24 protein-coding genes are annotated in these 25965 nt (G+C 37.4%); 5 read left to right on the top strand and 19 right to left on the bottom strand.

Annotation, left to right across the window (positions count from 1 at the left end; translation table 11 throughout):
- Positions 1–50: 50 nt before the first annotated feature.
- Positions 51–1835: an ABC transporter ATP-binding protein gene (locus J5J05_RS09030; RefSeq protein WP_208560358.1), complete on the bottom strand. Its 1785-nt coding sequence runs from the start codon at positions 1833–1835 to the stop codon at positions 51–53.
- Entirely contained in the window at positions 1828–3591 is a 1764-nt protein-coding gene (locus J5J05_RS09025; protein WP_208560357.1) for an ABC transporter ATP-binding protein, read from the bottom strand. The genes J5J05_RS09030 and J5J05_RS09025 overlap by 8 nt, the downstream gene beginning before the upstream one ends.
- A gap of 556 nt (positions 3592–4147) precedes the next feature.
- Between J5J05_RS09025 and J5J05_RS09020 the strand changes: the two genes are divergently transcribed.
- Entirely contained in the window at positions 4148–6019 is a 1872-nt protein-coding gene (locus J5J05_RS09020; RefSeq protein ID WP_208560356.1) for a diguanylate cyclase domain-containing protein, read from the top strand.
- Positions 6020–6076: 57 nt separating this feature from the next.
- On the opposite strand, the gene J5J05_RS09015 is transcribed toward J5J05_RS09020, so the two are convergent.
- Positions 6077–6988 (bottom strand): protein kinase domain-containing protein, encoded by a 912-nt coding sequence (locus J5J05_RS09015; RefSeq protein ID WP_208560355.1) that lies wholly within the window; start codon positions 6986–6988, stop codon positions 6077–6079.
- A 314-nt stretch (positions 6989–7302) separates the two neighbouring features.
- Between J5J05_RS09015 and J5J05_RS09010 the strand changes: the two genes are divergently transcribed.
- From J5J05_RS09010 to J5J05_RS09000, 3 genes are all read left to right on the top strand, one after another.
- Entirely contained in the window at positions 7303–7806 is a 504-nt protein-coding gene (locus J5J05_RS09010; protein ID WP_208560354.1) for a QueT transporter family protein, read from the top strand.
- A complete protein-coding gene (gene queF / locus J5J05_RS09005) occupies positions 7803–8300 on the top strand; it encodes a preQ(1) synthase (RefSeq protein ID WP_208560353.1) in 498 nt (165 codons plus the stop codon). Before J5J05_RS09010 ends, queF begins: the two co-directional genes overlap by 4 nt.
- 436 nt (positions 8301–8736) lie before the next feature.
- The gene (locus tag J5J05_RS09000; protein ID WP_208560352.1) at positions 8737–9081 is read left to right on the top strand and encodes a hypothetical protein; all 345 of its coding nucleotides are present in this window, start codon (positions 8737–8739) and stop codon (positions 9079–9081) included.
- Between the two features lie 129 nt (positions 9082–9210).
- Here the strand turns inward: J5J05_RS09000 and J5J05_RS08995 are convergent, their stop codons facing one another.
- The 16 genes from J5J05_RS08995 to J5J05_RS08920 form a co-directional block, all read right to left on the bottom strand.
- The gene (locus J5J05_RS08995; RefSeq protein WP_208560351.1) at positions 9211–9972 is read right to left on the bottom strand and encodes an ABC transporter permease; all 762 of its coding nucleotides are present in this window, start codon (positions 9970–9972) and stop codon (positions 9211–9213) included.
- On the bottom strand, positions 9969–10895 hold the full coding sequence (locus tag J5J05_RS08990; protein ID WP_208560350.1) for an ABC transporter ATP-binding protein: 927 nt from the start codon (positions 10893–10895) through the stop codon (positions 9969–9971). The genes J5J05_RS08995 and J5J05_RS08990 overlap by 4 nt, the downstream gene beginning before the upstream one ends.
- Entirely contained in the window at positions 10892–11110 is a 219-nt protein-coding gene (locus J5J05_RS08985; RefSeq protein WP_208560349.1) for a PLDc N-terminal domain-containing protein, read from the bottom strand. Before J5J05_RS08985 ends, J5J05_RS08990 begins: the two co-directional genes overlap by 4 nt.
- 1 nt (position 11111) lies before the next feature.
- A complete protein-coding gene (locus J5J05_RS08980) occupies positions 11112–12236 on the bottom strand; it encodes a helix-turn-helix transcriptional regulator (RefSeq protein WP_208560348.1) in 1125 nt (374 codons plus the stop codon).
- A gap of 222 nt (positions 12237–12458) precedes the next feature.
- On the bottom strand, positions 12459–14210 hold the full coding sequence (locus J5J05_RS08975) for an ABC transporter ATP-binding protein (RefSeq protein ID WP_244244699.1): 1752 nt from the start codon (positions 14208–14210) through the stop codon (positions 12459–12461).
- Positions 14211–14250: 40 nt separating this feature from the next.
- Positions 14251–15963: an ABC transporter ATP-binding protein gene (locus tag J5J05_RS08970; RefSeq protein WP_208560347.1), complete on the bottom strand. Its 1713-nt coding sequence runs from the start codon at positions 15961–15963 to the stop codon at positions 14251–14253.
- Between the two features lie 24 nt (positions 15964–15987).
- Positions 15988–16419, bottom strand: a complete 432-nt coding sequence (locus J5J05_RS08965; protein WP_244244698.1) for a MarR family winged helix-turn-helix transcriptional regulator — start codon at positions 16417–16419, stop codon at positions 15988–15990.
- A gap of 336 nt (positions 16420–16755) precedes the next feature.
- Complete coding sequence (locus J5J05_RS08960; RefSeq protein ID WP_208560345.1) at positions 16756–17331, bottom strand: GNAT family N-acetyltransferase; 576 nt, start codon at positions 17329–17331, stop codon at positions 16756–16758.
- Between the two features lie 149 nt (positions 17332–17480).
- Positions 17481–17723, bottom strand: coding sequence for a hypothetical protein (locus J5J05_RS08955; RefSeq protein WP_208560344.1), 243 nt, complete (start codon positions 17721–17723; stop codon positions 17481–17483).
- 32 nt (positions 17724–17755) lie between these two features.
- On the bottom strand, positions 17756–17995 hold the full coding sequence (locus J5J05_RS08950) for a hypothetical protein (RefSeq protein WP_208560343.1): 240 nt from the start codon (positions 17993–17995) through the stop codon (positions 17756–17758).
- Positions 17996–18062: 67 nt separating this feature from the next.
- Positions 18063–19196, bottom strand: a complete 1134-nt coding sequence (locus J5J05_RS08945) for a DUF2264 domain-containing protein (protein ID WP_208560342.1) — start codon at positions 19194–19196, stop codon at positions 18063–18065.
- A 27-nt stretch (positions 19197–19223) separates the two neighbouring features.
- Positions 19224–19847 (bottom strand): DUF624 domain-containing protein, encoded by a 624-nt coding sequence (locus J5J05_RS08940; protein ID WP_208560341.1) that lies wholly within the window; start codon positions 19845–19847, stop codon positions 19224–19226.
- 19 nt (positions 19848–19866) lie between these two features.
- On the bottom strand, positions 19867–20778 hold the full coding sequence (locus J5J05_RS08935; protein ID WP_208560340.1) for a carbohydrate ABC transporter permease: 912 nt from the start codon (positions 20776–20778) through the stop codon (positions 19867–19869).
- Between the two features lie 17 nt (positions 20779–20795).
- Positions 20796–21758: an ABC transporter permease gene (locus J5J05_RS08930; RefSeq protein WP_208560339.1), complete on the bottom strand. Its 963-nt coding sequence runs from the start codon at positions 21756–21758 to the stop codon at positions 20796–20798.
- 103 nt (positions 21759–21861) lie between these two features.
- Entirely contained in the window at positions 21862–23016 is a 1155-nt protein-coding gene (locus tag J5J05_RS08925; RefSeq protein ID WP_208560338.1) for a glycoside hydrolase family 88 protein, read from the bottom strand.
- A gap of 59 nt (positions 23017–23075) precedes the next feature.
- Positions 23076–24647, bottom strand: coding sequence for an extracellular solute-binding protein (locus J5J05_RS08920; protein WP_208560337.1), 1572 nt, complete (start codon positions 24645–24647; stop codon positions 23076–23078).
- 349 nt (positions 24648–24996) lie between these two features.
- Here J5J05_RS08920 and J5J05_RS08915 point away from each other — a divergent pair, with 349 nt between their 5' ends.
- Positions 24997–25956, top strand: a complete 960-nt coding sequence (locus J5J05_RS08915) for an IS30 family transposase (protein ID WP_208559100.1) — start codon at positions 24997–24999, stop codon at positions 25954–25956.
- Positions 25957–25965 lie beyond the last annotated feature (9 nt).

Here is a 25965-nt window from a genome sequence, read left to right as displayed (position 1 = left end):
TGATCGTACCGCTGTTATTGATGTCACTTCAGCAAATTGATCTATCGTTATCATTTTTCAAATTGACTGTTATATAGATCTGAGTAGAAACCATTGGCACTCATAAGCGCTTCATGATTACCGCTCTCGATAATTTCGCCATCTTTCATCACAAGAATCGTATCTGCATTTTGGATCGTAGATAATCGGTGAGCAATAACGAATGTGGTTCTACCTTCCATCAATTTATCCATTGCTGCTTGAATCAACTCTTCTGTTCTAGTATCTACTGAACTGGTTGCTTCATCTAAAATCAACATTGGAGAATCTTTCAGTAAGGCTCTCGCTATCGTCATCAGTTGTTTTTGACCTACGGAAAGAGATACACTGTCGTTCAAAATAGTATCATAACCATTTGGTAAAGTACGGATAAAGTGATCCACACCAACTGCTTCACAGGCTCTGATGACTTTCTCATCGGAAACATTTTGCTGGTTATAAATCAAGTTTTCTTTTACTGTACCCTCAAATAACCAAGTATCTTGAAGTACCATACAAAATTGATCATGGATTTCTTCACGTGACATATCAGCGATATTTTCATTATCGATCAAAATACGACCTTGTGTCACTTCATAAAATTTCATTAGTAAGTTAACGATTGTTGTTTTGCCAGCACCTGTCGGGCCAACAATTGCGATTTTCTGACCAGGTAAAGCCTCTGTAGAAAAATCATTGATAATCATTTTATTTTCATCATAGCCAAAACTAACATGATCAAATTGAACATGACCAGTCGTTTTACCCATGATTTTTTGTGTTTTACTTGTTTCATTTTGCATTTCATCTTCATTCAAGAACTCAAATACACGACCCATAGCCGCATTCGCTCTTTGTAAACCAGTAAAAGCTTGTGCCATCTGTCCTAGTGGTTGAGAAAACAATCTAACATATACAGTGAAGGCTACAATAACACCAAAAGTAATAGAACCTTGAATCACTAAGATAGCACCTACGATACATACAACAACATAACCGAAGTTCCCAATGAACCCCATTAATGGTTGCATCATACCTGATAAGAATTGGGCTTTCCATACACTTGAATACAAGTCAGTATTCAAGTCACTAAAGTCTTCAACTGATTGATCTTTTGCGTTATATGAATATATCGTATTGTGTCCAGTATAGGCTTCTTCTACAAATCCATTCAATTTAGCCAATTTGCTTTGCTGACCTTTGAAATGAATTTGAGATTTTTTGATAAGGAATGTCAAAATAACAAACCCAAGTAATACAGATGCAATCGCTGATAAACTCATGATTACATTTGTTTTCAACATCATAAACAAACAACCAACGAATAATACGACCGAACTGATCAACGTACCTAAACTTTGATTCAGAGACTGTCCAACGGTATCTAAGTCATTTGTGACACGACTCAAGATATCCCCTTGGCTATTAGAGTCAAAATATTTAAGTGGTAATTTGTTTATTTTTATAGAAATTTCTTCTCTTAACCGTTTAGAGAATTTTTGTGTGATCGTTGCAACGATATATCCTTGACCGTAAGTCATTGCACTCCCGATCGCGTATAAAGCAACCAATGTCAGGCCAATACGGTTAACTGCTGCCAAGTCAATCTGCGTACCAATACCTTCTACAACGATGTCAGTGATTTCGCTTAAACGGTCTGGGCCAATAATAACCGTCACACTACCAATGATTGCAAAGATGATCGAGACAATGAATAACAGTTTGTATTGTCCAGCGTAAATGTTCACATTTGCAAGGATTTCTTTAAAGCTATACGTTTTATCTTGTTTCAATGGTACTTTTTTCGAATTATCCATTATTCAGTTCCTCCTTGGAAAGTTGAGAATAGGCAATCTCTTGGTACACTTGATTACTTTCCAACAATTCTTTGTGCGTGCCTTGTCCGACGACTTTACCTTCGTCTAAAACGAGAATTTGATCGGCATCCATGATTGTACTGATTCGTTGTGCAACGATCAATTTAGTCGTATCTGATATCTGCTCTGACAAGTTGTGTCGAAGTGTTTTATCTGTTTTATAATCCAATGCTGAAAAGGAGTCATCAAAGATAAGAATTTCTGCTTTTCTAGCGATAGCACGTGCAATCGATAGACGTTGTTTTTGCCCACCAGAGAAGTTAGCACCTGCTTGCGCTACATGACTCTCTAATTGATCCTCTTTTTGAAGGACAAAATCTTTTGCTTCAGCTAAGGCTAACGCTTGATAAATTTCTGTATCCTCTTCAGGCAGTTTAGAACTGTGACCGAAGTTCATATTCGAGCGAATCGTTCCACTGAACAAGAATGGGTTTTGTGGGATATAAGCAATTTTTTCATTTAAATCTTGGTGGCTATATGATTTGATATCATTTCCATCAATCAAAATTTGACCTTCAGTGACGTCATAGAATCTTGGAATCAGACTGATAATCGTACTTTTACCACTACCTGTTGAACCAATAAAGGCAACTGTATCACCAGCATTCGCTGTAAAGTTGATATCTTTAATAACCGGTTCAGCAGCGTTTGGATAAGCAAAAGTAACATTGTTGAATGTGACGGTTCCTTTGCCATTTGCTGGCTTTTCACTTTCTTTAACGAATGCGATCGAAGGATCTAGTTCTAATACTTCGTTGATTCGTTTCGCAGAAGCAAGTGCTCTAGGAAGAATCAAGAAAACGATGGTCATTAACATGAATCCTAGTACTACTTGGAATGCATAAGAAGAGAAAACAACCATATCACTAAATAGAGTGATTCTTTCCTGAAGACCTGCTTCATTGATTAAATGCGCACCGATCCAGTAGACAGATAGCGCTAATCCGCTTGAGATGATCGACATTCCTGGATTCATGATTGCCATCATTCTACTTGTAAATAAGTTGACATTCGTCAATTCTTCATTAGCTTCCAATGATTTTCCATTTTGATAACCTTCAGCGTTATAGGCTCTTACCACTCGAATCCCTTGTAAGTTTTCGCGTGTCAAACTGTTTAATTTATCGGTTAATTTTTGGATACGTGCAAACTTCGGTTGAACAAAGATCAAAATCGTGCTCAACATGATCAATAGCACAAGCACCGCTACACCAGTTGCCGCTGTCCATTGCCAGTTTTTATCTGCGATTTTTGTGATTGCCCAAATCGCTGTAATCGGTCCTTTAATCACTACTTGAAGACCAATGGCAATAACAAGTTGGATTTGTGTAATATCATTTGTGGTACGGGTAATTAAACTAGGAATTGAGAATTGTTTGATTTCTCCGGGGGTGTAATCCATGACTTTATTGAAGACATCGCCACGAATTCTTTCTGTAAGCCCTGCTGCTACTTTAGAAGCAATGTACCCTACAATAATTGAAGCCACTAAACTTAACAGTGACAGTGTGACCATGATCGAACCAGGTGAGAAGATATCCGATACAGTTGTTCCTGCTGTTTGTAATAGTGTGGTAATTTCAGCTAAGTAATCTGGAATCTTTAATTCCAACCATACTTGAACCATAATAAAGAGAATACTGATAATAATGGCGATTCTTTCTTTCATACTCGTTTTTCTTAATAGTTTTAACATTTTATCCTCCGTTTAGTTTGCAAGCATGTTTCCTTTTATCCTCGTTTTAGTTTTTTGAGGATATCACTCTTCCTTCCATTTTCATTTTTTATTTCTGCTCACATCAATATAGTTACCATGCTAACTATATTATACTTACTTTTTGTAATTGTCAATGAAAAAATCATGAATTTTCTATGTCCAGCACTTCTGTAATCCCTTTCGTATCAACGGATAATCCGGTTATAGAACGGATTTCCATAAGTGATTACGGTTACAAAAAGCGAACACTTTTCTCTTGATAGATTTTATTTCTATAGCGCTTATAGGCGCTGAAGCTGATTTTTTTACTAGTGGTTTGAGAATTTATGTATTTTTACTAGTTCGTTTTTGATTACTATTTTTTAATACTATGTTATATTAAATTTTCCTTGTAAACTACTTAAATTAAAGCGATTTATTACGATATAAGTAATAAAAGAATGATTCTCAAGCAGGAATCTTTTTCTTACTTTTTTCAACCTATATATTTACCCTAAATCACTAACTGCCTATTTTTACCTAAAGGAGATGAACTATGACCATAAAAAGAGAAAACAAAATTTGGCTATTTACCATTATTGGTTGGGTCACGTTTTATTTCGCTTGGCTCTTAATATGGCCAACCGACAACCCTATTAGAACCACGGGTGGTAATTTCATCTCTCTGTTAGGTACATTTTTTCCAGTTACTTGGATAGCGAGTTCTTTTCATTACAAACAGCTAGCAAAAAACAAACGCTACTGGCAATTACTTTTACTCGCTTCTGTCTTTTATTTTCTTGCAGAGGCTTGTTGGACAGTAGCTTCTTTAATACTTCCAGGTACACCGAGTTCTCCAGGAATATATGATTTCTTTTACGTCAGTTCCGGCATTTGTTACTTTTTTGCTTTTTCATGGCGCATCTTTACTTATGCCAAGAAATCACTGATTTTAAAATTTTTATTTGATATTCTTGTGATCTTGTCTGTTTCTTTGACCCTTAGCTGGTATTATATTATTGAACCTTTAGTAACGCAGTCATCAACTACTCCACTGTCAACTATTTATACAGCTTTATTTTATTTGATTGGCGATATCGTACTCATTTTATGTGTTTCGATTTTCTATTTTGGAGGAGAGTATTTTTTTTATAAACGCACACTCCGCTATATCACCATGGCTATCAGCATACAACTCTTTACGATTACCATGTATTTTATTGAAAGTACGCAAAACATTTACGTCTCCGGTAGTTGGTTTGATCCTTTATTCATTTTACCAGTTTTACTACTTGGCTACACTGCGCTGATTGAACGGGAAATAACGGATCAAGAAGCAGAACAAGCAGCCCTCTCAGGTGTAAAACCATCTTCCATCGCTCGCTTAATTTTACCTTATGCATTGGTGATTATTTTATTCATTTTCATGATCAATCAATCTTCCGGTTTTGATGTCTTGAGCGTTGGATCAGGTATTTCTATTATTCTGGTCATTCTTCGACAATTTGTCGTTATTTTTGAAAACAAGAATTTAGTTGATCAATACCTCAAAAAAACGGAACAATTGGAGGTCAGCGAAGAGCGATATCGTTCGCTTTTCGAATATCACCCCGACTCCGTATTCTCTCTTGATCTTAATGGAAAAATCGAAAGCCTGAATACTGCCGGTGCTTCTTTACTTGGAAAAGACCAAAAAGATGTGATTGGTGTCCCGATCACAAATTTTATAGATGCGGAACAGTTGAAGACCGCAAATGAGAATTTTGTAAAGGTAAATTCCGGATGGATCAATAGTCATGAATTTTCTTTTAAAGACAAAAGCGGTAAAATGCTTTGGATCGACATGACGCATATTCCTATACTTGTTAGAAGTAAATTAGTAGGTAGCTTCGGAATTGGACAAAATATCACTGAAAATAAAATGAATCAAGAAAAAGTTCACTTCTACGCTTACCACGATTATCTAACCGGACTCGCTAACCGACGTGCTTTTGAAGATCATCTTCAAAAAGTTATTGAACAAGCAGAAGAATCAAATGGCCGTTTTTCAATTCTCTTTTTGGATCTCGATAAGTTCAAGGAAATCAACGATGTATATGGACATGCCGTTGGAGATGATTTACTTACGGCCATCGCAGAGAGAATCAAAGATTTTATTGGCGAAGACGATTTAGCTGCCAGATTAGGTGGAGATGAGTTTACTATCTTACTCAATGATGTTGCAGTCTGTACTGTGCAAGATACAATTACCGAACTGTTTAGACGTTTAAATGAACCCTATGCCATTCATGACGTAACATTTACTTGTAGCGCAAGTATCGGCTTTGCTTCTTATCCATTTGATGGACATACGGCTACTGAATTATTAAGTAGAGCAGATAAAGCCATGTACAGAGTAAAACGTAGTGCACAATCGTTTAACAAATAAAACGACAATAAGCCCCTAAGAGATTCGTGAGTAGACCGAATCTTCTTGAGGCTTATTTTAATGTGCCTTCTTCCATTCAAGTGTGAACGTTGCAACGGACGGATAACGCTCTTCTCTATTAAGACTTACAGCTTTCAGGACAATCGGGAATAGCTTTTCAGGTAACGACCATTCTTCTTTATTGAGTGGGATAAATTGATTCTTCTCATATATAAGCTGAAGGATTTCCGTGGTATAAGTACCGAATAAATTTGAAAATAATGCACCAATCGTGAACACTGTTGTCCTAGAATCTATAGGGCTATTCAACTGATATTCTTCAGGTGCTTTCATTCGTTTTGTTCCCCAATAATCTTCGCCTATATGATTTTTATGCGGGTTCTTTTCGAATAGATCAATATCACAAATCGTCAGTACTTTTGACTCAAAATCAATCATGATGCTACCATCGTAGAAGTCTACAGGAACATAATTTTTTGATTCAACATAGACTAAAAAATCTACTATCTGATCTGCAATGGTTAACTTTTCAGCTTGAGATAATTGTTTAAATTTTTCCATAGGTGTCAGTATTTCTGGATGTCTCTGATAGTAGTCAAAATTCCAGTGGTCGAATAGACACTCTCCTTCGTGCCACTTGAAGACGACATAAAATAACTGTTTGTAGGTTCGCGCCTCTTGTAATTCAATCAGTCTTTTGTGTTTTAGATCCAAGTAGATGTCCACACTTTTCTTTAATGTTTGAATGGCATTTTCCACTTTACCCGAATAACCAACTGTTTTGGCACCCGCTACTTTAATAAAAACTTTTTCACCTTTTTTATCTACAACCCCAAAACTGATATTACCCGAATCATTTTGATCGAATACTGAAAACACTGTTCCGTATTGATTTAAAAAGCTAAAGTCAGCGGGTTCTTTTAATTCAAACGCATGACCATTGATTGTTTGCTTTATATGATTATTCATCAGCGCTCTCCTTTTTTTCGGTTACGACTCTGAATATGCTGTTTTAATGTGCCCAAACTCTTCTATAAATATATCTTACCCTAGAAAAGAATGTCAATTCTATCTAGTCACACCAACCATTAAATGGTATCCTACTATAAGCCAATTAAATAGACAGTTCGTAACCATCCTGTCGAAAAACAAAACTAGGGAAGCAATAGCACAAGACTATTGCCTATTTTTAACGTCCTAGCATCGGTGCAAAGGACGTTTTTTTGTTGTTAAAAACGAATTGAATAGTTTTTAGCAACGTATCTTAATTGGAGGTGATCAATATGAAAGAGACAAATCGTTCAACATTTAACACCCGTAAACTCATCATTTCTGCACTCGTTATCGCTCTATACGTTGTCGTGATGGCCACGACATCATCGTTTGCTTTTGGTGCTTATCAAATCAGAATTGCGACCAGTTTTTATGCTCTTTCTTATATATTCCCTTTTCTTGTTTTTCCACTTGGTTTGGCTAACGCACTTTCTAACTTTTTCTTTGGTGGACTTGGTCCCATCGATGTTGCCGGAGGTTTTATCATCGGGCTACTTTTTTTAGGATCCATTGTATTGATCCGTCACTCTAGATTACCACGCTGGCTCATTGCATTGCCTATTATATTTGTCATTGGCTTAGGCATACCTAGCTATTTAAATGTCTTATTAGACCTTCCTTATTGGGCACTTGTCATCAATCTTGTGATTGGGCAGATCCTTCCAGGACTTGCAGGTATCTTTTTGACACAAGCACTTGAAAAACCATTAAAATCGAGAAAGGTGATTTCATGACCGGTAGAAATGAAAAAGAACTGCATGGTGTTTCACATTTAGGGAATCAACAGGTCGAATACCGAATGGATTATGCACCAGAAGTACTTGAAAGCTTTCAAAATAAACATTCTGACAATGATTATTTTGTAAAATTCAATTGTCCTGAGTTTACGAGTCTTTGTCCGATTACTGGACAACCGGACTTTGCGACTATTTACATTTCATACGTGCCTAAAGAAAAAATGGTTGAAAGCAAGTCTTTAAAGCTCTATCTTTTTAGTTTTAGAAACCATGGTGATTTCCACGAGGATTGCATGAATATCATTATGAAAGATCTGATCAAATTAATGGATCCGAAGTATATTGAAGTATGGGGTAAGTTCACGCCACGCGGTGGTATTTCAATTTATCCCTATTGTAACTATGGGAAGCCAGGTACAAAGTGGGAAGACGTGGCATGGAATCGACTAGCGAACCATGATCTCTATCCTGAAACCATTGATAATCGTTAAAAAGCTATTTATTAATAAACAATCGTTGTTGAGTATAAACCAACAATGATTGCTTTTTAGTACGTTACGGATAGATACAATTACTTATATTTATTTCAGTATTCGTTCGTTCAATAAACTTTTTATTCAAAGTTCATTATTCTTTTCTCAACTTTTCTTGTTTATCATAGAAGTCCTTTTCAAGTTACTCCGTAGCTTAAAATATAAAATAACATTAAAGAAATATTAGCGTTCTCTCATAACAAACGATACATTATAAGCGTACTCATTAGAGCATAAGTCTTCTTAATTGAGCTTATATTACCTGAGAAGATGCATCTCACAACGTTTTTCAAGCATTTCTGAAACAAAGAAAGGAGCTAGTTGATTGTTTATTAAACATACATTACTAATTAGTTCTACGCTGTTCGGACTCTCCATATTGAGAGGTTGTTCTATGGAGGAAAGAAGTTTAGACTTAGATAAACTTATTGAAGAACAAGATGGATTCACATTCAATATGGATGAACCCCCTTTATTCTTTTTCAGCAAAGAAGGTATGACTATTCTTAATGCTGAGAATATCAATAAACTTGAAGGTGATTATCCATTTCCCTTTCTCCCTGATCATATGTATGAAGACTATGAGTTTAAGCATTCAGATGATCTCCTTCAAATTGAAGCTGATGGGATGACTTATGACTTAACGATCTTAGGTCCTAGACGATTTTTGGATGAGGAAAATAACATAGAATTAAGTACAAATGATTACTTATTAGAAGACATAGAAGAATCAGAGTAAAGATTCAATTAATTTCTGCTAACTTAAAAACATTATCTAAACTAGTACACCTTAAACAGGCTACATTCACTTACTCAGTGGATGTAGCCTATTTTATTTATTAGTGGACTTGTCTTTATTTATGATTTATCAAAGCTTTTTCTTGTTCATTAACTTCATAGAAAATAGATAGGCAGTTACTGCAAGAAGTAGACTACTCGCAATCGCCAAACCTAATGCCTTCAACTCCATCGTTCCTTCTACTAATGATAGATTCTCACCAATCAATTGAATGGGATTATAAGCTTGTAGAGGCTCAACGATATTCACTAGATAAAGCACTATGATAACGCCAATAGTAAATAATAATGATGCCATACTGCCATCAAAAAGTGTCGATCCGAGTAAGATAATGGCAGAGAAAAAGACAACAAAAACGAGAAAAGGAATCAAACCTGCAACGATATGTGGGCTATCGTTGTCTGGAAAATATACTGCTGTATAGATTGCAGTGATAAAAAAACTTAATAGAATCGCCGATAAACTCAAAATCATCATCATGATAAACTTACTCGAAATGATTGCGGAGCGGTTCAATCCTTTTGTAACAAGATTGACTAGGCTTCCCTTTCTTATTTCCCCATTCACGCTACCACAAAAGAAAACGGCTAAGATATATATACCGATTTGAGTCAAGTTTTTATAAAATTGCATCCACGAGTCTAAAGAAGTGGGTTCAGGTAAAGTAATATTGAGTTCACTTCCAAAACTACTGAGTATTTCTGGCGTCAGTATAGCAATCAAGGGACTGATCAAGCCAAATAACACGAATACCGTTAAAATCAATATGAGTCGCTTTGTTCTCCATACTTCTAATCCTTCTTTTTTTAGAAAAATCGTGACATCTTTCATGCAGTCACCTCCAAGAATATCTGTTCAAGCGACGGTGCTACCTTCCGCAATAAAGTTGGTGCAATGTCTTTTTGCTCACACTTTGCAAACAATGTGTGTGTGACTGCTAGGTAAGGCTGCGTGTAATTTACAACGTACGCTGTTTCTTTTTTAGTATATGCCTGTATTTTCTCTTCTTTGATCAACTGGTCTAATAAGTTGGTGAAAAGTGTATCATCCTTTTTTTCAACTTGAATCTCTATTTGTTCTTGTGCGTACTGTTGCTTGAGTACTGTTAGACTACCGTGTGCGACAATTTTGCTGTTATGTAAGATGCAAACTTGATCACAGATTCGTTCAACATCATCCAAAATGTGCGTAGAGAAAATGATGGTCATTTCTTTTTTTAAAGAAGCAATTAATGTAAGAAATTCACGTCTACCGTTTGGATCTAATGCTGAAGTGGGCTCATCACAAATCAACAGTTTTGGTTCATTTAATAAAGCTTGTGCCACACCTAATCGCTGTTTCATTCCGCGAGAATAGGTTTTGATTTGTTTTTTATTGTCTTCTAAACCAACTTTTTTAAACATCTCCCCTATCTTGTTTGCAAGATGCTTTTTAGGGATACCCGTGATTTCTCCACAAAGTTTCAAATATTCTCTAGCAGTCATAAAGCCATAAAAATCCGGAACGTCTGGCAAATACCCAGTAAATCGGTTTGTTTTTGTCTGACCAAACGTTACCACTTCGCCATCTATCTTGATTTCACCAGAAGAGATTTCTTCTAGTCCGAGTATCAATTTCATGGTCGTTGTTTTCCCTGCACCATTTACACCGATAAATCCGTAAATACTACCTTTGGGAATAGCCAAGTCAACGTTGTCGAGTACAGAGTTATTTCCAAAAGTCTTCGATACTTTGTTTAAAGTTAATAGACTCATTCGTCTTCCTCTTTTCCAAATACAAAATAAAGAACCGGACCGACGATTTGAACGAATACGATAAGGGCTATCCAAATCGCTCGATTCCCGATTCGATAATGATCGTGCCTTATCACATGGACTAATGCAGTAGCCATTAGGGTCAATTGAATCAACAAGATGGGTAAAAATAGTAACCAATTATCTAGGATAAACGGTGGAATTTCTGTATTCATATTATCGACTCCTTTTCATCATGTTTTTAATTTTTTCAGAGATCTCTCTCATCTCTTCTGATTCTCTATAAGGATCAAATGCTGGATGGTTCAATACGAGTTCGCTCATTGATTCGATGACTTGATAGGTGTTTCTTGGTGTATGGTCTCCTAGCGGTAACTGGTCTAGCCATTCCCCAATCAAGTTAAAGTATGCGTTCGTATTAAAGGATAGTTGGAACTCATGTTTCTCCAGTAATTCAACGACATCAAATAAGCATTTATAGGCTTTTTCCTCAAAACCATGCTGCGCATAGACGACTGCTGCAGATAGATAATTGTTTAAAAAGATTGCTGGATTGACTTCATGAATTTCGAAGGCTGTTATCAAGGCTTGAGCTCGTTTGACTGTTTCTTCAAATTTCTGATAATCAGCTGAAACGAGTTGCGTATAATTTGTCAAAGCTGCGATTGTAATCGAAATATTTTGGAAAATACCACTCTGCGCTGTAGCATCTGCTTCTTTTTGTAATCCTTTCAATTGATAGGCACTCGCGATCAAGTCATCGGTCGGTATATTGTTTTCAATGTAATGTCCCAACGTACCCAACACTTCATCTGGTCTATTTAATAACAAGAGGCAAAAACCTTCTAGCTTGGTTGCTTCACTGACTAAATTGGGATCAGAACTGTTTGTTTTAACGTGTATAAATAACTGAAGGGCTTCTTCGACGTACTTTTCCTTTTTTTCATTAGGCTCTTCGCCCGGAAACCTATCGAAATGATTTAATATCAGCAAGGCCATTTGAAGAATAAAAGGATAGCATGAATAATATCTGCGAATGAAGCTATTAATGGATTGGTAGACTTCTTCACTCGACTGTTCTTCAAATGCATTTCGCAAAGATAAATAGAGACGTTGAATCTCTTCTTTACTTAACTGCGGTTCGTAATTCAATAGATCATCAATACTACTGTCAAAATAAGCAGCTAATAATGGTAACAAGGTTATATCTGGATAAGCACGATCATTCTCCCACTTTGATACAGAAGTTTTTGAAACGCCCATAAAATCGGCTAATTGTTGTTGTGTAATCCCTTTCTCTTTACGTTTGTTGATCAGAACTGTTCCTAAACTCACTTTCATTTCCATCACCTCACAGTAAGTGTACGATTATGTGCAGTTTATCTCAATAGCCTAGTTGTTAACTTTCAAGCTTAAAAGTTAACCAAAAAGAAACTTTTAATGAATGGATTTTTTCCTCTTTTCCGAAAATAAAAAAAGCCAACACAAACGTTGACTTTAAAGGTTTAATATTTTATTCTTTTAAATCATCTACTTCTCTTTCGAACAGTCTGATCCAGTTAATTAAACAGCACTTTCAAATTGAGAATGATACAAGTCTGCATAAAGTCCAGCTTTTTCAAGTAAGTCGTCATGATTACCTTGTTCAACGATTCGTCCATCTTTCACAACTAATATCGTGTCGGCATTGCGAATAGTCGACAAACGGTGCGCAATGACAAAGGACGTTTTTCCGTTCATCAACTTCTGCATAGCTTCTTGAATTTTCATTTCAGTCTGCGTGTCTACATTAGAAGTCGCTTCGTCAAGTATCAGAAGATTGGCATCTAGGATCATTGCTCGGGCAATCGTCAGTAATTGTTTCTGTCCTTGAGAAATATTCATGCCTTCTTGATCAATCACCGTTTGGTAACCATTTGGTAGACCCATGATATAATCGTGGATCTGTGCAGTTCTTGCTGCTGCTTCTACTTCTTGTATTGTCACATGTTCCTTACCATAGGCAAGGTTGTCAAAAATGGTCCCACTGAATAACCAAGTATCTTGAAGGACCATCGCATAGGATGTCCGCAAACTTTCTCTTGTGGCTTGTGTCGTATCCACAGCATCCAACTCGATCGTCCCCTTACTTGGATCATAAAATCGCATGAGTAAATTGACTAGGGTCGTTTTCCCTGCCCCCGTTGGTCCGACAACTGCAATGACATTGCCACTTGGTGCTTCGAAATTCAAATCATGAATCGTCATTTTTTCAGGCGTATAGCCGAAATCGACGTGCTTCATTTTCACTTCGCCATCAGCTTGATCAAAAACATGTGCATCTAATACATCTTTGGCTTCAGAGGGTTCGTCCATCAGTAAAAAGACACGTTCCGCTGCCGCAAAAGCTGACTGTAATTCACTGATAATATTCGCCAGTTCATTTATGGGTCCAGAAAATCGTCTTGAATATAACACAAAAGACGAAACCCCTCCGAGTGTTAACGCATTGAAAAGGTAAAGGAGCGCACCCGCTACACTCACTAGCGATAAAGAAAGATTATTAATGAAATTGATTGATGGACCTACCATACTGCCATAGTAATCTGCTTCATAATAGGCAGAGACCGCTTCTTCATTCTTCTCGTCGAAGCGCATGATCATGTTTTCTTCTTGATTATAGGCTTTGATTGTCTGTTGACCAGATATCATTTCTTCAACGTAGCCATTCAACTCACCTAGTTTAACTGAACGTTTTTTGAAAAGTGGTCGAAATCTTGTGACCATATACTTAGTTAGTAAAATCGAGATGGGAAGCGTGACTGCAAATACTAACGTTAAGAGTGGGGATATGATCAACATCATCGTTAAAGAGCCAATAATCGTAATGGCACTCGTAACGATTTGAATAAAGTCATTTTGTAGAGACTGATTGATCGTATCGATATCATAGGTGATTCGGCTGATGATATCGCCTGTTTGATGTTGATCAAAAAATCCAACAGGTAATTCTGCCATTTTATCAAAGACATCTTTTCTTAGTCTTTTGATCGTTCGTTGTGTTAATCGAATCATCAATAATTGCATCACATATTCAAGTATGGATGAAAGGATGAAAAAACTAGCCATCAAAGCTACATAAAAGAATACGCGCTGAAAGATAACATTGCCTGCACCAGGCTGAATGGCATCGATCGCTAGTCCGGATAGGTAAGGACCCACCAAAGATAAGGCATTACTCGTTACCATTAAAATCGTTGCAATCAAGAGCATCCATTTATATCTGAATAAGTACGACCATAATCGCTTTAAGACATGTAGACGACTCGTTTTCAATGTTTCAGGTGCTTTTGAATCTGTTGTTGGTTTTCCGCCTTTAGGCAATCTCTTCTCCCCCAGACTGATTAAAGTAGATTTCTTTATACGGTTCACAGCTCTGCATAAGTTCTTTGTGTGTTCCTTTGCCAATAATACGTCCTTTATCAAGCATCATGATCTGATCTGCTTGTTGGATGGAGCTGATTCGTTGCGCGATCATGATGGTGGTTGTTTCTTGATAGCCCTCATTCAATGCTTTTCTTAAATTTGCATCGGTTTTGTAATCCAGTGCACTTGAAGAATCATCTAAGACCAATACTTCAGGATCTCCTGCTAAGGCACGCGATAATAGCACACGCTGTTTTTGTCCTCCACTTAGATTTGTGCCGTTCGCAGTCAGGCGATGGTCGACGCCGTGGTCTAGAGAATCGATAAATTCTTCAGCTTGTGCTGCTTCCGTTGATTGTAAAATATCTTCTTCAGGCAATTGACGTCCGAAATCAATATTCTCGCTCAAGGTATCCGCATATAAAAAATCACTTTGGAAAGTCACACCAAATTTTGTGTGTAGCTCTTTTAAATGCATACTATTGATGTTTCGACCGTCGATTCGGATACTACCTGAATCAACATCATAGAGTCTAAGGAGTAATTTGATGATCGTCGTCTTTCCACTGCCGGTTGCGCCGATGATGCCCAGTGTTTCACCTTTTTCTAACGCAAAATCAATATCTTTAACGGTATGGTTTTGTTCATAACCAAAAGAAACATGATCAAAACGGACATGTGCCGTATCCTCTTTCTCATCGATTGGTTGAACAGTCAGCTCCGGCTCCGTTTGTAAGATGGTATGTATCCGGTCCGCTGAGGCAATGCCTTTTGAGAACAACACAAAGATTCGAGTAATACTCAACATTGCATTCAAAATAATCGTGAAATACGTCATAAAGGCAATGATCACGCCTGGTTGCGTCAAGCCTTCATTAACGCGATACGCACTCGTCAAAACCACACAGGTTAATCCAATATTCAAAAAGAGATTCATGAGCGGTGTCGTTGCGGCCATGGTTTTATTGGCACTTGTTTCTGCATTAACCACGCCTTGATTCACACCTTCAAATCTAATTTTTTCGTAGTCTGTTTTTGATAGTGCTTTGATGACTCTAGCACCGGTAATATTTTCTCTTACCGTTCTAACTAGTTTATCAACTTCTTGTTGCAACTTATCGAACAAGGGCACCCCTTTTTTCGAAACATAATAGATTGTGACGGTCGCAAAAGGCAAGACGCCCATCATCACTAATGTTAAAACCGGGTCCAAGGTAACAGTCATTAAGATACCACCAATCAAAAGAACGGGTGCACGCACCCCGATCCGTTGCATCAAACCAATGGTCCGGTGGAGATTATAGGTATCGGATGTAAGCCTTGAGATCAGTGAAGGTGTTCCATATTGATCTGCTTGGCTAGCTGAAAGATAAGTGATTTTTTCATACAAATCATGACGAATCTGTTCGACAGCATCTCGAGCAACACCTGATGCCATCCGGTTTGCTTTGATACTTAGTGTAACGGCAATAATCGAACATAGGACCATTGCCCCTCCCCATAATAAGACTCGATTGATATTACCAGTAGGAATCACGCTATCAATAATATACGCCAAAATCAGCGGAAGAAATAAATCCATGATCGTACCGACAAATTTTACCGATAAGCCACCGAACATTCTAGCAAACAATGGTTTTAAATAATGAATAAATAATTTCATGTAAACTCCTTTCTTTTCTTATGATTATTCAATTCTTTCTAATTGATCGACTGCCGTTTTTGCTTTTTGCATGACCAATAACAAGTCTTTCTCGAGATGTTCTTTCTCTTCTGTAGAAATTCCGTCCATAATGATTTCATTCCATTCTTTTAGAATCTCGACAACTTTTGGGTACACGTCACGTGCTTTCTCAGTCGGATGAACAAGTAGTTTTCTACCATCTTTTGGATCGGGAGATCTTGTAACGTACCCTTCTTTTTCTAGATTAGCGATTTGTCTGGTCACGTTACTTTTATTGACAAAGATAATTTCAGCCAATTGTTCTTGTGTAACGCCTGGATTGTTGCAAATATTTAATATGTACGTATGGTGCATTCCTTTTAATCCATACTTACTCATTTTCTCGTTTCGATACATTTCTCCTAAACGAGTGGTTCGATTGATCAATCGCATCATAGACAAATTTATTTCCCCTCTTCCTACAGTCTATTTGGATAAGCCTACCAATAATCCGTTGCGCGTGCAACTATTTAATTATCAACCCCCTTACTTTTATGCAAAGAAAAAAAACTAATAGTACGAGACTATTAGTTTTTGACCGTATGCTTTTATTTTGTTCCAAATTCTTCTGAAATTCGATTGATTAAGTTTGTAAAGTAGTCTGAAGCCAATAAAAACAATAGTAAGCTTACCTTGAAGATTTTACTGATCATATTTTCACATCTCCTAAATACGTTATCCATTTTTTAAGCTTCATCAATCTGCAAAAGACTGAATTAGATAGGTTTCTTCTCAATTGTTTAACCTGTATCGATTAAAAATCTCTCCATCTATCTCAATTGTCTCTTTAAATTCAAAGCCACATTTTTTAATAACCTGGTTTGAGCCACTATTATGGATCAACGCTATTGCGTTTAACGTTTCAATCGTCGTGTCATTAAATAAATAATCAATGAGTAGGGTTGAAGCTTCAGTCGCATAACCTTTATTCTGAAAAGGATAGGATACTGCGTACATCACTTCACGATTGGGTAAAGGAAGTTCACCTTTCATTCCTGTGCAACACCAGCCTATCAGCTCGTCAGTATCTTTCAATAGGATACTCATCTTCAAAAAGTGTCCTTCCATATCTACCTTTTCAGAAACAGCTTCTAAAAATGCCTGATTACTCGGCATTTCATAGTTTACGATCCAATTTAATCGATCTTCTTTTGATGACTTCCAGTCTGGTAAAAATTGAGAAACCTCAGGTTGATTGGAAATGCTAGAGATTGCCTCAGCATCAGCTGCTACAAACCCTCTTAAATAGATTCTTTCACCTACTAATGTTAGACCCTCATTTTTCTGATTTTCTTTAAGCTGTTTCATCCGTTGACCTCCTAAGTCGTTGAGCAAATAGAAGATCTGTCAAACCATTCAAATGGGGTACGTTTGACTTTTCTAAAGCAATAATCAAACAAACGATTTTTAATCGTGGTAAAAGAGATCCTACTTGATGATCGCTTTTATAATCTTTACTAATTGTCTTTTGATTTTTTACTTTTTTCTAAATCATCGACTTTATCCAAGTTGAAGTTGACATCTTCTTCTGCTATTTTTTCTTCTTTTTTAGCATCTTTAAATGAAGATAAATCTTTATCAAGATAGTCGTCATTTTCTTCGACGTTATCTGTTTTGTTTTTGTCTGCTCCAAGTGAATGGGGATTTGGAATACCATTTTGGAACGTTGAATTAGGTGCATTTGTTGGTCCATTTTGCATGTTGTTTTCCTCTTTTCTATTTTGTCATTTCCTTATTTGTCTTCTGAGTGCTTGCTCTCTTCTAAGTCATCCACTTTGTCCAAATTGAATTTCACTTCGTCTTCAGAAGGATCACGCTTTACTTTTTTTTGCTCTTTTGTAGTAGATACATCTTCATCAAGATAGGCATCATTGACTTCATTGGCAATTTCTTCATTTGGCAGTCTCACACCATGTGGCGCTGGATTGGGCAGTCTATCTGGAAAATTTGGATTATCAGGTCCATTTTGCATCTTTTTCCCTCTATTCTTTTATAGAATCTATCGCTTTTGTATTGCCGTCAACCTTACTTTCTATCGTTTATCCATGGATGCTGTGGTCTAACGAGATAGACTCACCGTTCCACACTTTTTTACTTGTCCATGCTTGCTCTTGACCTTTCCAGAATGAATGGCTCTCTGGTAAACCCAGTGGAAGAAATACAGCAGAACATAGATACAGACTACCGATCCCAATATATTCTTCTGCTAATTCCGGTTGCTCTCCATAGATACCTGGCAGTAACCAACCTTTTTTATCAAACATAGAAGGACTACTGATCGTTCGGTCAATCACAGCCGTCAGTGCTGTTCGCACTTGTGCTGGCGGCGTGCTTTCCGGTAGCCTTTCTTGCAAAGCCGCTTGTGCAAGTGCTTGGAATGCACCAAATCTATAAGCAACTGATCGACCAACGATTGGATAAGTCCCATCAGGTGAAATCAATCTTTCTTGAATCTCTGCATAACGAGTGAAACGGGGAACCATTTTTTCTCTGTAACGAACTACTTCATCGCTTTCCTTGTATAGCAAATCTAATAAATCAATTGCCATCGGTTGCATCACGAAGCTATTGTAGTAGTCATAATGGAAAACCGGTCCATCTCCATAGACACCATCTCCTAAATACCAATCATCGAGTAATCTGATCGCATAGAGTACACGCAGAAGATCATAATCTCCTCCTAGAACATATAAAGCGCCTTCAACCATTGCTGAAAAAAGATTCCAATTCATATTGAGTGGCATGATTTTACGGCTATCTTTTAATGCAGTAATAACATTGGCTTTCACTTCATCTGGCATCGCTTGCCCGATTTGTTTTGGTGCTCGAATGATCGCATGGGCTAGAAAAGCCGTGTCGACTAAAGGTTGGCCACCTTCTCCAAAATTCATATAATCTTTCGACTGTTTATCCGTCGCTTTATCGAGACAAAGAAGAATCTTTTTCCGATAATCTGCTTGTAATGTCTTTTCTTCAGGATCATCAATATCATCGCATTCTACCCAAGCTGCAATGCCGGTCAATGTTCGCCCGAAAGCTTCTAACATCCCAAAGTCTTTTCTTTCATTATGAAATTCAGTCGGCAATGTTTCATGTAATGTTTCTTTACTTAAATTGCTGATAACCGGATCGGCTATTTTATCCATGATCGAAATCCAATTTTTCCTTGTCATATCTTAAAAACTCCCTACAATAATAATTTATCCTTCATATTGTGTAAACACTCTCAATGTTCGGTACGATAAAAACAGGCTCGTTAGTGCAAACCCTACAAAGAAATAGAAAAACGAAATCATGATTCCCCATAGCGGGCTCAGTGACATCATGGCAAGAACAGTCAGTAAAGTGATCAGCATGCCTGCCGTTTCTTTTGGATTGTCTACCGCAATTTGATAGACAACTTTTAAACTATTCCAAAAACGATTGTCATATCGTGCTGTATATTGAAAAATATATATACTGACGATGATAAAGGAGATACTCGCTAATAAAATACCTGTACCCATTATAACAAAAGAGACAACCGGTAGGAAAAATAAGAACCGGATCGCTAAAAAAAGAATGGTCCCCACGATCATCAGTAAAAGCTGAATCAACGTTCCTCTGACAAAGTTTTTCTTCCATTCTATCAGATAGGTTTTGATTGGAAAGCTAAGATTTCCTTGGACCATCCCCATCGTCACACGAGATAGTGCAATCATGCTAGCCCCGATTGAAAAAAGAGGCACACAAGTAAGTATGAATAGCATGTTCATTAAGAAGCAGTCTATGCCCATAGACACATAATAGTGAAGTTTGCTATCAGGATTGATTAAACCTTTCATGTTCTCCTCCTCTATTTTCTTATCCCTTAACAGAACCGATCATGATCCCTTTAACAAAATACTTTTGTAGAAATGGATAAATACACAAAATCGGAATCGTTGAGATACTGATGGCTGCATATTTGATCGTTTCTGCGAACTGGTTCACTACATCTGCACTTTGTGTGCCTTGATTCAGTGACTGATTATTGGCTAAGAGAACACCACGCAGAATATTTTGAATCGGTAATAAATCATTATCTTGAATAAAAATTGCTGCATTGAACCAGTTATTCCATAATCCCACGCCATAATACAGTAGCAATACGGCTAAGGTCGGTTTGATAACAGGTACGATAATTTGTGTCAGGATTCTAAAGTCTCCGGCACCATCCATATGAGCAGATTCAGTTAAACTATCTGGAATCACATCGATTGATGATTTACAGATAATCGCATTAAATAAACTTAGTGCACCAGGAATGATCAGTGCCCATAAATTATTGTACAGTCCCAAATCTCTTTGGTTGATGTACATCGGAATCAAGCCACCACTGAAAAACATCGTAAACATAAAAAATGAAACAATGGCATTTTTGAACATGACATTTTTAGCAGCCATAAAATAGCCACAGAGCACTGTCATCGTCATTTGTAAAGGCAATGAGAAGACTAGAATCAAGAAGATATTTCGAAATCCTGATAGAATCAACGGGTGTTTCAACGTCATTTGATAGGCACCCAGACTAAAGTCTTGCGGCCATAGTAGTTTCCCTAAGTTCGCATTGATCGCTGCTGTACTAGAAAAAGAAGCCATCAATACATACCAAATCGGATATAAACAGGCAAGAGAAATCAACGTCATAATCACGGCATTGAAATAGGAAAATATGCGATCTCCTTTGCTATCTCTTATAGCACTTGATTTTTTCTTATTAAAACTGAGTTGCATCGTTTACCCTCCTTCTTTTAGAACAATCCTTGACCTGCAACTTTCTTGGAAATGTGATTTGTAACGAGCAGTAAGACTAGGTTAACGAGTGTATTCAACAAGCCAATCGCTGCTGCATAACTATAATCAGCATTCAATAAACCCATTCGATACACATATGTTGAAATAACGTCCGCTACAGAATAAGTAGAAGCTGAATAGAGTAATAAGATTTTCTCAAATCCAACACTTAATAAAGAGCCCATTCGAAGAATAAAGAGGATCACGATCGTAGGCTTCAATCCCGGCAGTGTAATTCTTCGGATCTGTTGTAATTTGTTTGCCCCATCGATTCTTGCCGCTTCATATTGTTCTTGATCGATTCCAGACAAGGCTGCCAAATAAATGATCGAATCCCAGCCCATCGTTTGCCATATACCTGAGATGACATAAATAGGCACAAAGTACTTAGGATTAGCTAGCAAATTATCTCTTTGGAAGCCAAATGTTTCCATGATACTTGGAATCAACCCATTAGACTGTGTGAAAAAGGCAATCAGACTACACACAACCACAATCGAAACAAAGTAAGGCATATAAGAAACTGTTTGTACGACCCGCCTGAAGGTCTTATTTTTTATCTCATTAATCAATAAAGCCAAAATGATTGGTGCTGGAAAGCCAAATACTAAACTCCAGATACTGATGTTGAACGTATTTCTTATAATACGAAAGGCATTCGGATCATTGAAGAATCGTTGAAAATGGTATAACCCGACCCAAGGACTACCATCTATTCCTAAACGTGGACTGAAATTTTGAAAGACCATCAATAATCCATACATTGGTCGATAGTGAAACACAAGAAAGAATATAATAATCGGTAACGCCATTAAGTACTTTATTTTATTATGATCAAAGTCCTTCTTTAACCGTTCTTTGAAACTCGGTTTCTTGATATTCGGTTTAGCCAATCTTCTATCTGCTATATGATCTTGCATCTGCTTTCTCCTTTCTTACTATAAAATGTCTACTTGCTATCGATAGCTCAAGTAGCGTTCCGTCAATTGATTTCTTGAGGAACGCTACTTAGCCTATCTACCTTTACCACATTTTCAGTTCAAGATTTTGCACTTTCAGTAACGCTTCTACCAAGAAATAGTCTGCATAAATCAATGTGTCTACGTGTTTATCGAAATGATAAGCTACGGCACATTTTTCTACTAGCGCTTCACTGGACTCATCTAAACATAAGCGTTCGTTACAAACGACACGTAACATATCTTCTGCCTTTTGGATATAAAATTGTCCATCTTCTCCTATTGCTTCTAGCCCTTGACCTAGTTCTAAAAGGCCGCAGATCGCAATACAGGCTGCACTGTTATCCTCTTTGTCATCACCTTCCGGTTGTGTGAAATCAATTGGACATAAATTCGAATCCGGCATCTGTTCGATAAAGTAATCAGCAACCTTTTTAGCTGTCTTCAAATAGCTTTCTTCTTTCGTATGCGTGTAGCTATTCGAAAAGCCGTAAATCGCCCAAGCTTGACCACGTGTCCAGCTTCCCTCTGCTGAATAGCCCTGACCACGATCCGTACTGACTACTTCTCCACTTCGCGGATCGAATTTCACAATATGATGTGAAGAGCCGTCCTCTCTGATGAATTCCTTCATCGCCATATCCGCATGCTCTCTAGCAATCAATTCGTATCTTGGATCTCCTGTTTCTTCTGTCGCCCAGTAGAGTAAAGAAAGATTCATCAAGCAGTCAATGATCGCCCAACCCGTACACATATCATCTACTGTCCCCCATGCTCTAATGAAATGTCCTTTTGGATTGTAGCGACCGGCTAAAATATTTGCGGCATGTAAGGCACGAATCTTTGATTTAGGATCTTTGGTCATTTTGTAGTTAGCTACGGACGTATGCAGCCACATAAATCCAACATCATGATTGATTCCTTCAAAAATATCAAAGCATCGATCAAGTTTCACTTCCTGAATTCTTGCCCACTCTTTGTATTTATCTTCTTTAGTGTAAGTATATAGTTGCCATAAAATCCCACCAAAGAAGCCATTCGTCCACCAAGATACATCCCCATCTGTTTCTTTACTAAAAGTCGTATCCATATTTTTATATTTCCCATTAGGTAACACGTAATAAGGCATACCTTGATGGTTATTTCTTGTGACCCATGCTAATTTTTTAACCGTTTTCTCTAAAAATGGTTTGAACTCGTTTTGATTTACTTGATCCAACTTCTTTTCCTCCTACAATGGTAGAAAAGCTGACAACTTTGTATCAGCTTTTCTCTTTTTTATCTTTGTAAATATCTATCATATGCAGCTTGGTTGATCTCAACCAGACGATCCAAGCCTTGATCATTTAGTTCTTGTACAAATGCATCAAACTCATCCAAACTTCTTTCACCTGTTACAAATTTCAGTGAATTCTCTGCAACATAAACATTGATCGTATTTTCCAAGTTCGCTGCTTCTCTTCGTTCTTCTGCTGTCATAGAAATTGATGTTGGTACGATTGCTGCGATTGCTTCTTCTTGATCTTCTGCCCATGCTATAGATGCTTCATAAGAAGGCACATCTAAGCGTTGCTCAACAAATCGAGCAGCTTGTACACCTTGTCCTGATTGCCAGTTACCGGTGTTTAAGATAATGGCTTCATCTTTACCTAATTCATGTTCGGTGATGGCTTCCGTAAAAGTCGGTTGGCCATCAACCATTTCCCATGACTCCCCTTCTCTACCGTAGTTCCAATAGTTGTACCCTTCTTCTGTATAAGCCCAATCCAAGAATTCTAATGCCTTGTCCATTTTTTCTTCAGGCATAGACGTTGAGATTGCAATGCCGAAAGCATTATTTAAATTCTCTGAAAAGATTGAAGCGGATTTACTGCCGTCTCCTTGATCTGGATAACCAAAACCTACCCATTCAGCACATGTCCCATTTGTTTCTGCATCTTTATTAAAGGATAATAGTGACCCTGCATTCATCAAAGTGATTCCTGCATCGTCTTGTGCAACTTTCGTTTGAATGCCTTGATCATCGATTGTTGAAAAATCGGGATCAATTAAATTATCTTGATATAATTCATTCAACCATGACATATATTCAATCCACTCTGGTTGTGTCTGCGCCATTTGAATCTGATCACTCTCATCAACAAAGTATCTCGTTTCAAAGGATCCACGAGCACCAAAGGCTCCTGCAAATCCAGGAGACATTCTCCAACCTGTTTGGAAGAGAAGTTGTGCACCGTATTCCTCATTGAATACTTTGATTGTATTCGTTAATTCTTCAATATTTGTTGGTGTTGGTAAGCCTTGCTCATCTAACCAATCCTGTCTGATCTGAGGTCCTTGGTATGACGCTTGGAAAGGTTCTTCTCTAAAGAAACCGAACATATAATATTTTCCATCATCGGTCTTCATTGCACGATCAAAGTCTGGATTGTCTTTTAGGAACTGCCAATAGTTTGGCGCTTTCTCTTCTAGCACATCTGTTAAATCTCGGATCGTTCCTTCTTGGATATGCTGTTCACCTAAGCCCATCCAACTGTAATAAATCAAATCTGGCAAGTCCTGATCGGAAATCATTAAGTTGAAAGCCTCACTCCAGTCTTGACCGGAAGTTGGAAATTGCCAGTTCAACTCTACGCCTGTTTCCTCTTCTAACCCTTGATGAAATGGCGATTCTTCAGGACCTTCGACAGTTGAACTCGGTTCTAGCCAAGTACTCCAAATACTAAAACTATCCTCTCCTCCAGATGCCGCTTCCTTGCCACCTTCCTCTGCATCATTATTTCCACAAGCAACCAATAAACTTGAAGCGGTAACGCCTAACAAACAAGCTAACTTTTTCCACTTATTCACTCTATTCACTCTTTTCCTTTTGGTTTTATTCTTTCTTTCGTTATTTGTTATCTTCCGGCATTATATTTTTTTACAGTGTAAGACCGATTTCAGTTTCACCACCCATCAGTGATCAACCGATTATCCTCTTTGGCAAAACAGTAAAAGGAATAGTTAAACAAACGATTCAAACAGTTCCATCATTTAAAAACGCTTACATCAAGTGGTAATCATATGAAGTCAATGCATTAACTTATACCCAAATTATAGTATCGTGAATTGTAAAATTAAGCTAGACAAATAAAAAAGCCATTCGTGGTACACTCAAAATGTATTTTCCGACCAAAGAAAACATTAGGAGTGATCACGAATGACCTATTCCCATATTACCACGGACGAGCTTGTATTGATAGAATCGTATTACCATAATAATGTATCAACCGCTAGAATCGCTCAATTGATTAATCGTTCAAGGCAAACTATCCATAACGTCGTTACGGCTTTAAAGCAAGGTGTTACAATTCTTGACTATTATCGACAATACAAATTGAATAAAAAACGTTGCGGACGAAAGAAAATCATTCTTCCTATTAAACAACAGGACTATATCAAGGATCAAGTTGCTAAAGGCTGGACGCCCGATGTCATTATTGGTAGATCGGAACAGCCTATTGGATGCTCGGTCCGAACGCTTTATCGTCGATTCAATGAACACCTATTCGACGAAGCTTTACTTCCCATGAAGGGAAAAAGAAAGCCCAATGGTCATAAAGAACGTCGAGGAAAACAAGCATTTAAAAGAACGATTGAAGAAAGAACAACCGATTATCCTTTATTTAAGGAAGAGTTTGGACATTTGGAAGGAGACACCATTGTTGGTGTACACCACAAAAGCGCCATTATAACGTTAGTCGAAAGACTTTCGAAAGTCATCATCACGTTAAAACCAGAAGGACGTAAAGCAGTTGATATAGAAACCACCTTGAACCAATGGTTCAGTTCTATTCCCAAATGTCTATTTAAGTCCATTACTTTTGATTGTGGTAAAGAGTTCTCAAACTGGAAGTCAATCTGCAACCAACATGATGTGTCCATTTATTTTGCAGATCCAGGTACGCCTTCACAAAGGGCTTTGAACGAAAATTCAAATGGTTTACTGCGACGAAATGGCCTACCTAAAGAAATGGATTTTAATTTAGTAGATCAGAATTTTGTATCAGGCGTAGCCGATAGACGAAACCGAATCCCTAGAAAATCACTAAATTATCAAACACCCTTAGAAGTATTTTTGAGTTATATTGATGGGTCGTATTTGTCTAGCTTATATTGACAATTCAGA

The sequence above is a fragment of the Marinilactibacillus kalidii genome (assembly GCF_017599325.1).
In the GTDB taxonomy this organism is placed as follows: domain Bacteria; phylum Bacillota; class Bacilli; order Lactobacillales; family Carnobacteriaceae_A; genus Marinilactibacillus; species Marinilactibacillus kalidii.
The sequence above is the reverse complement of the archived record's forward strand: the minus strand, read 5'-3'. Positions and strand labels throughout refer to the sequence as shown.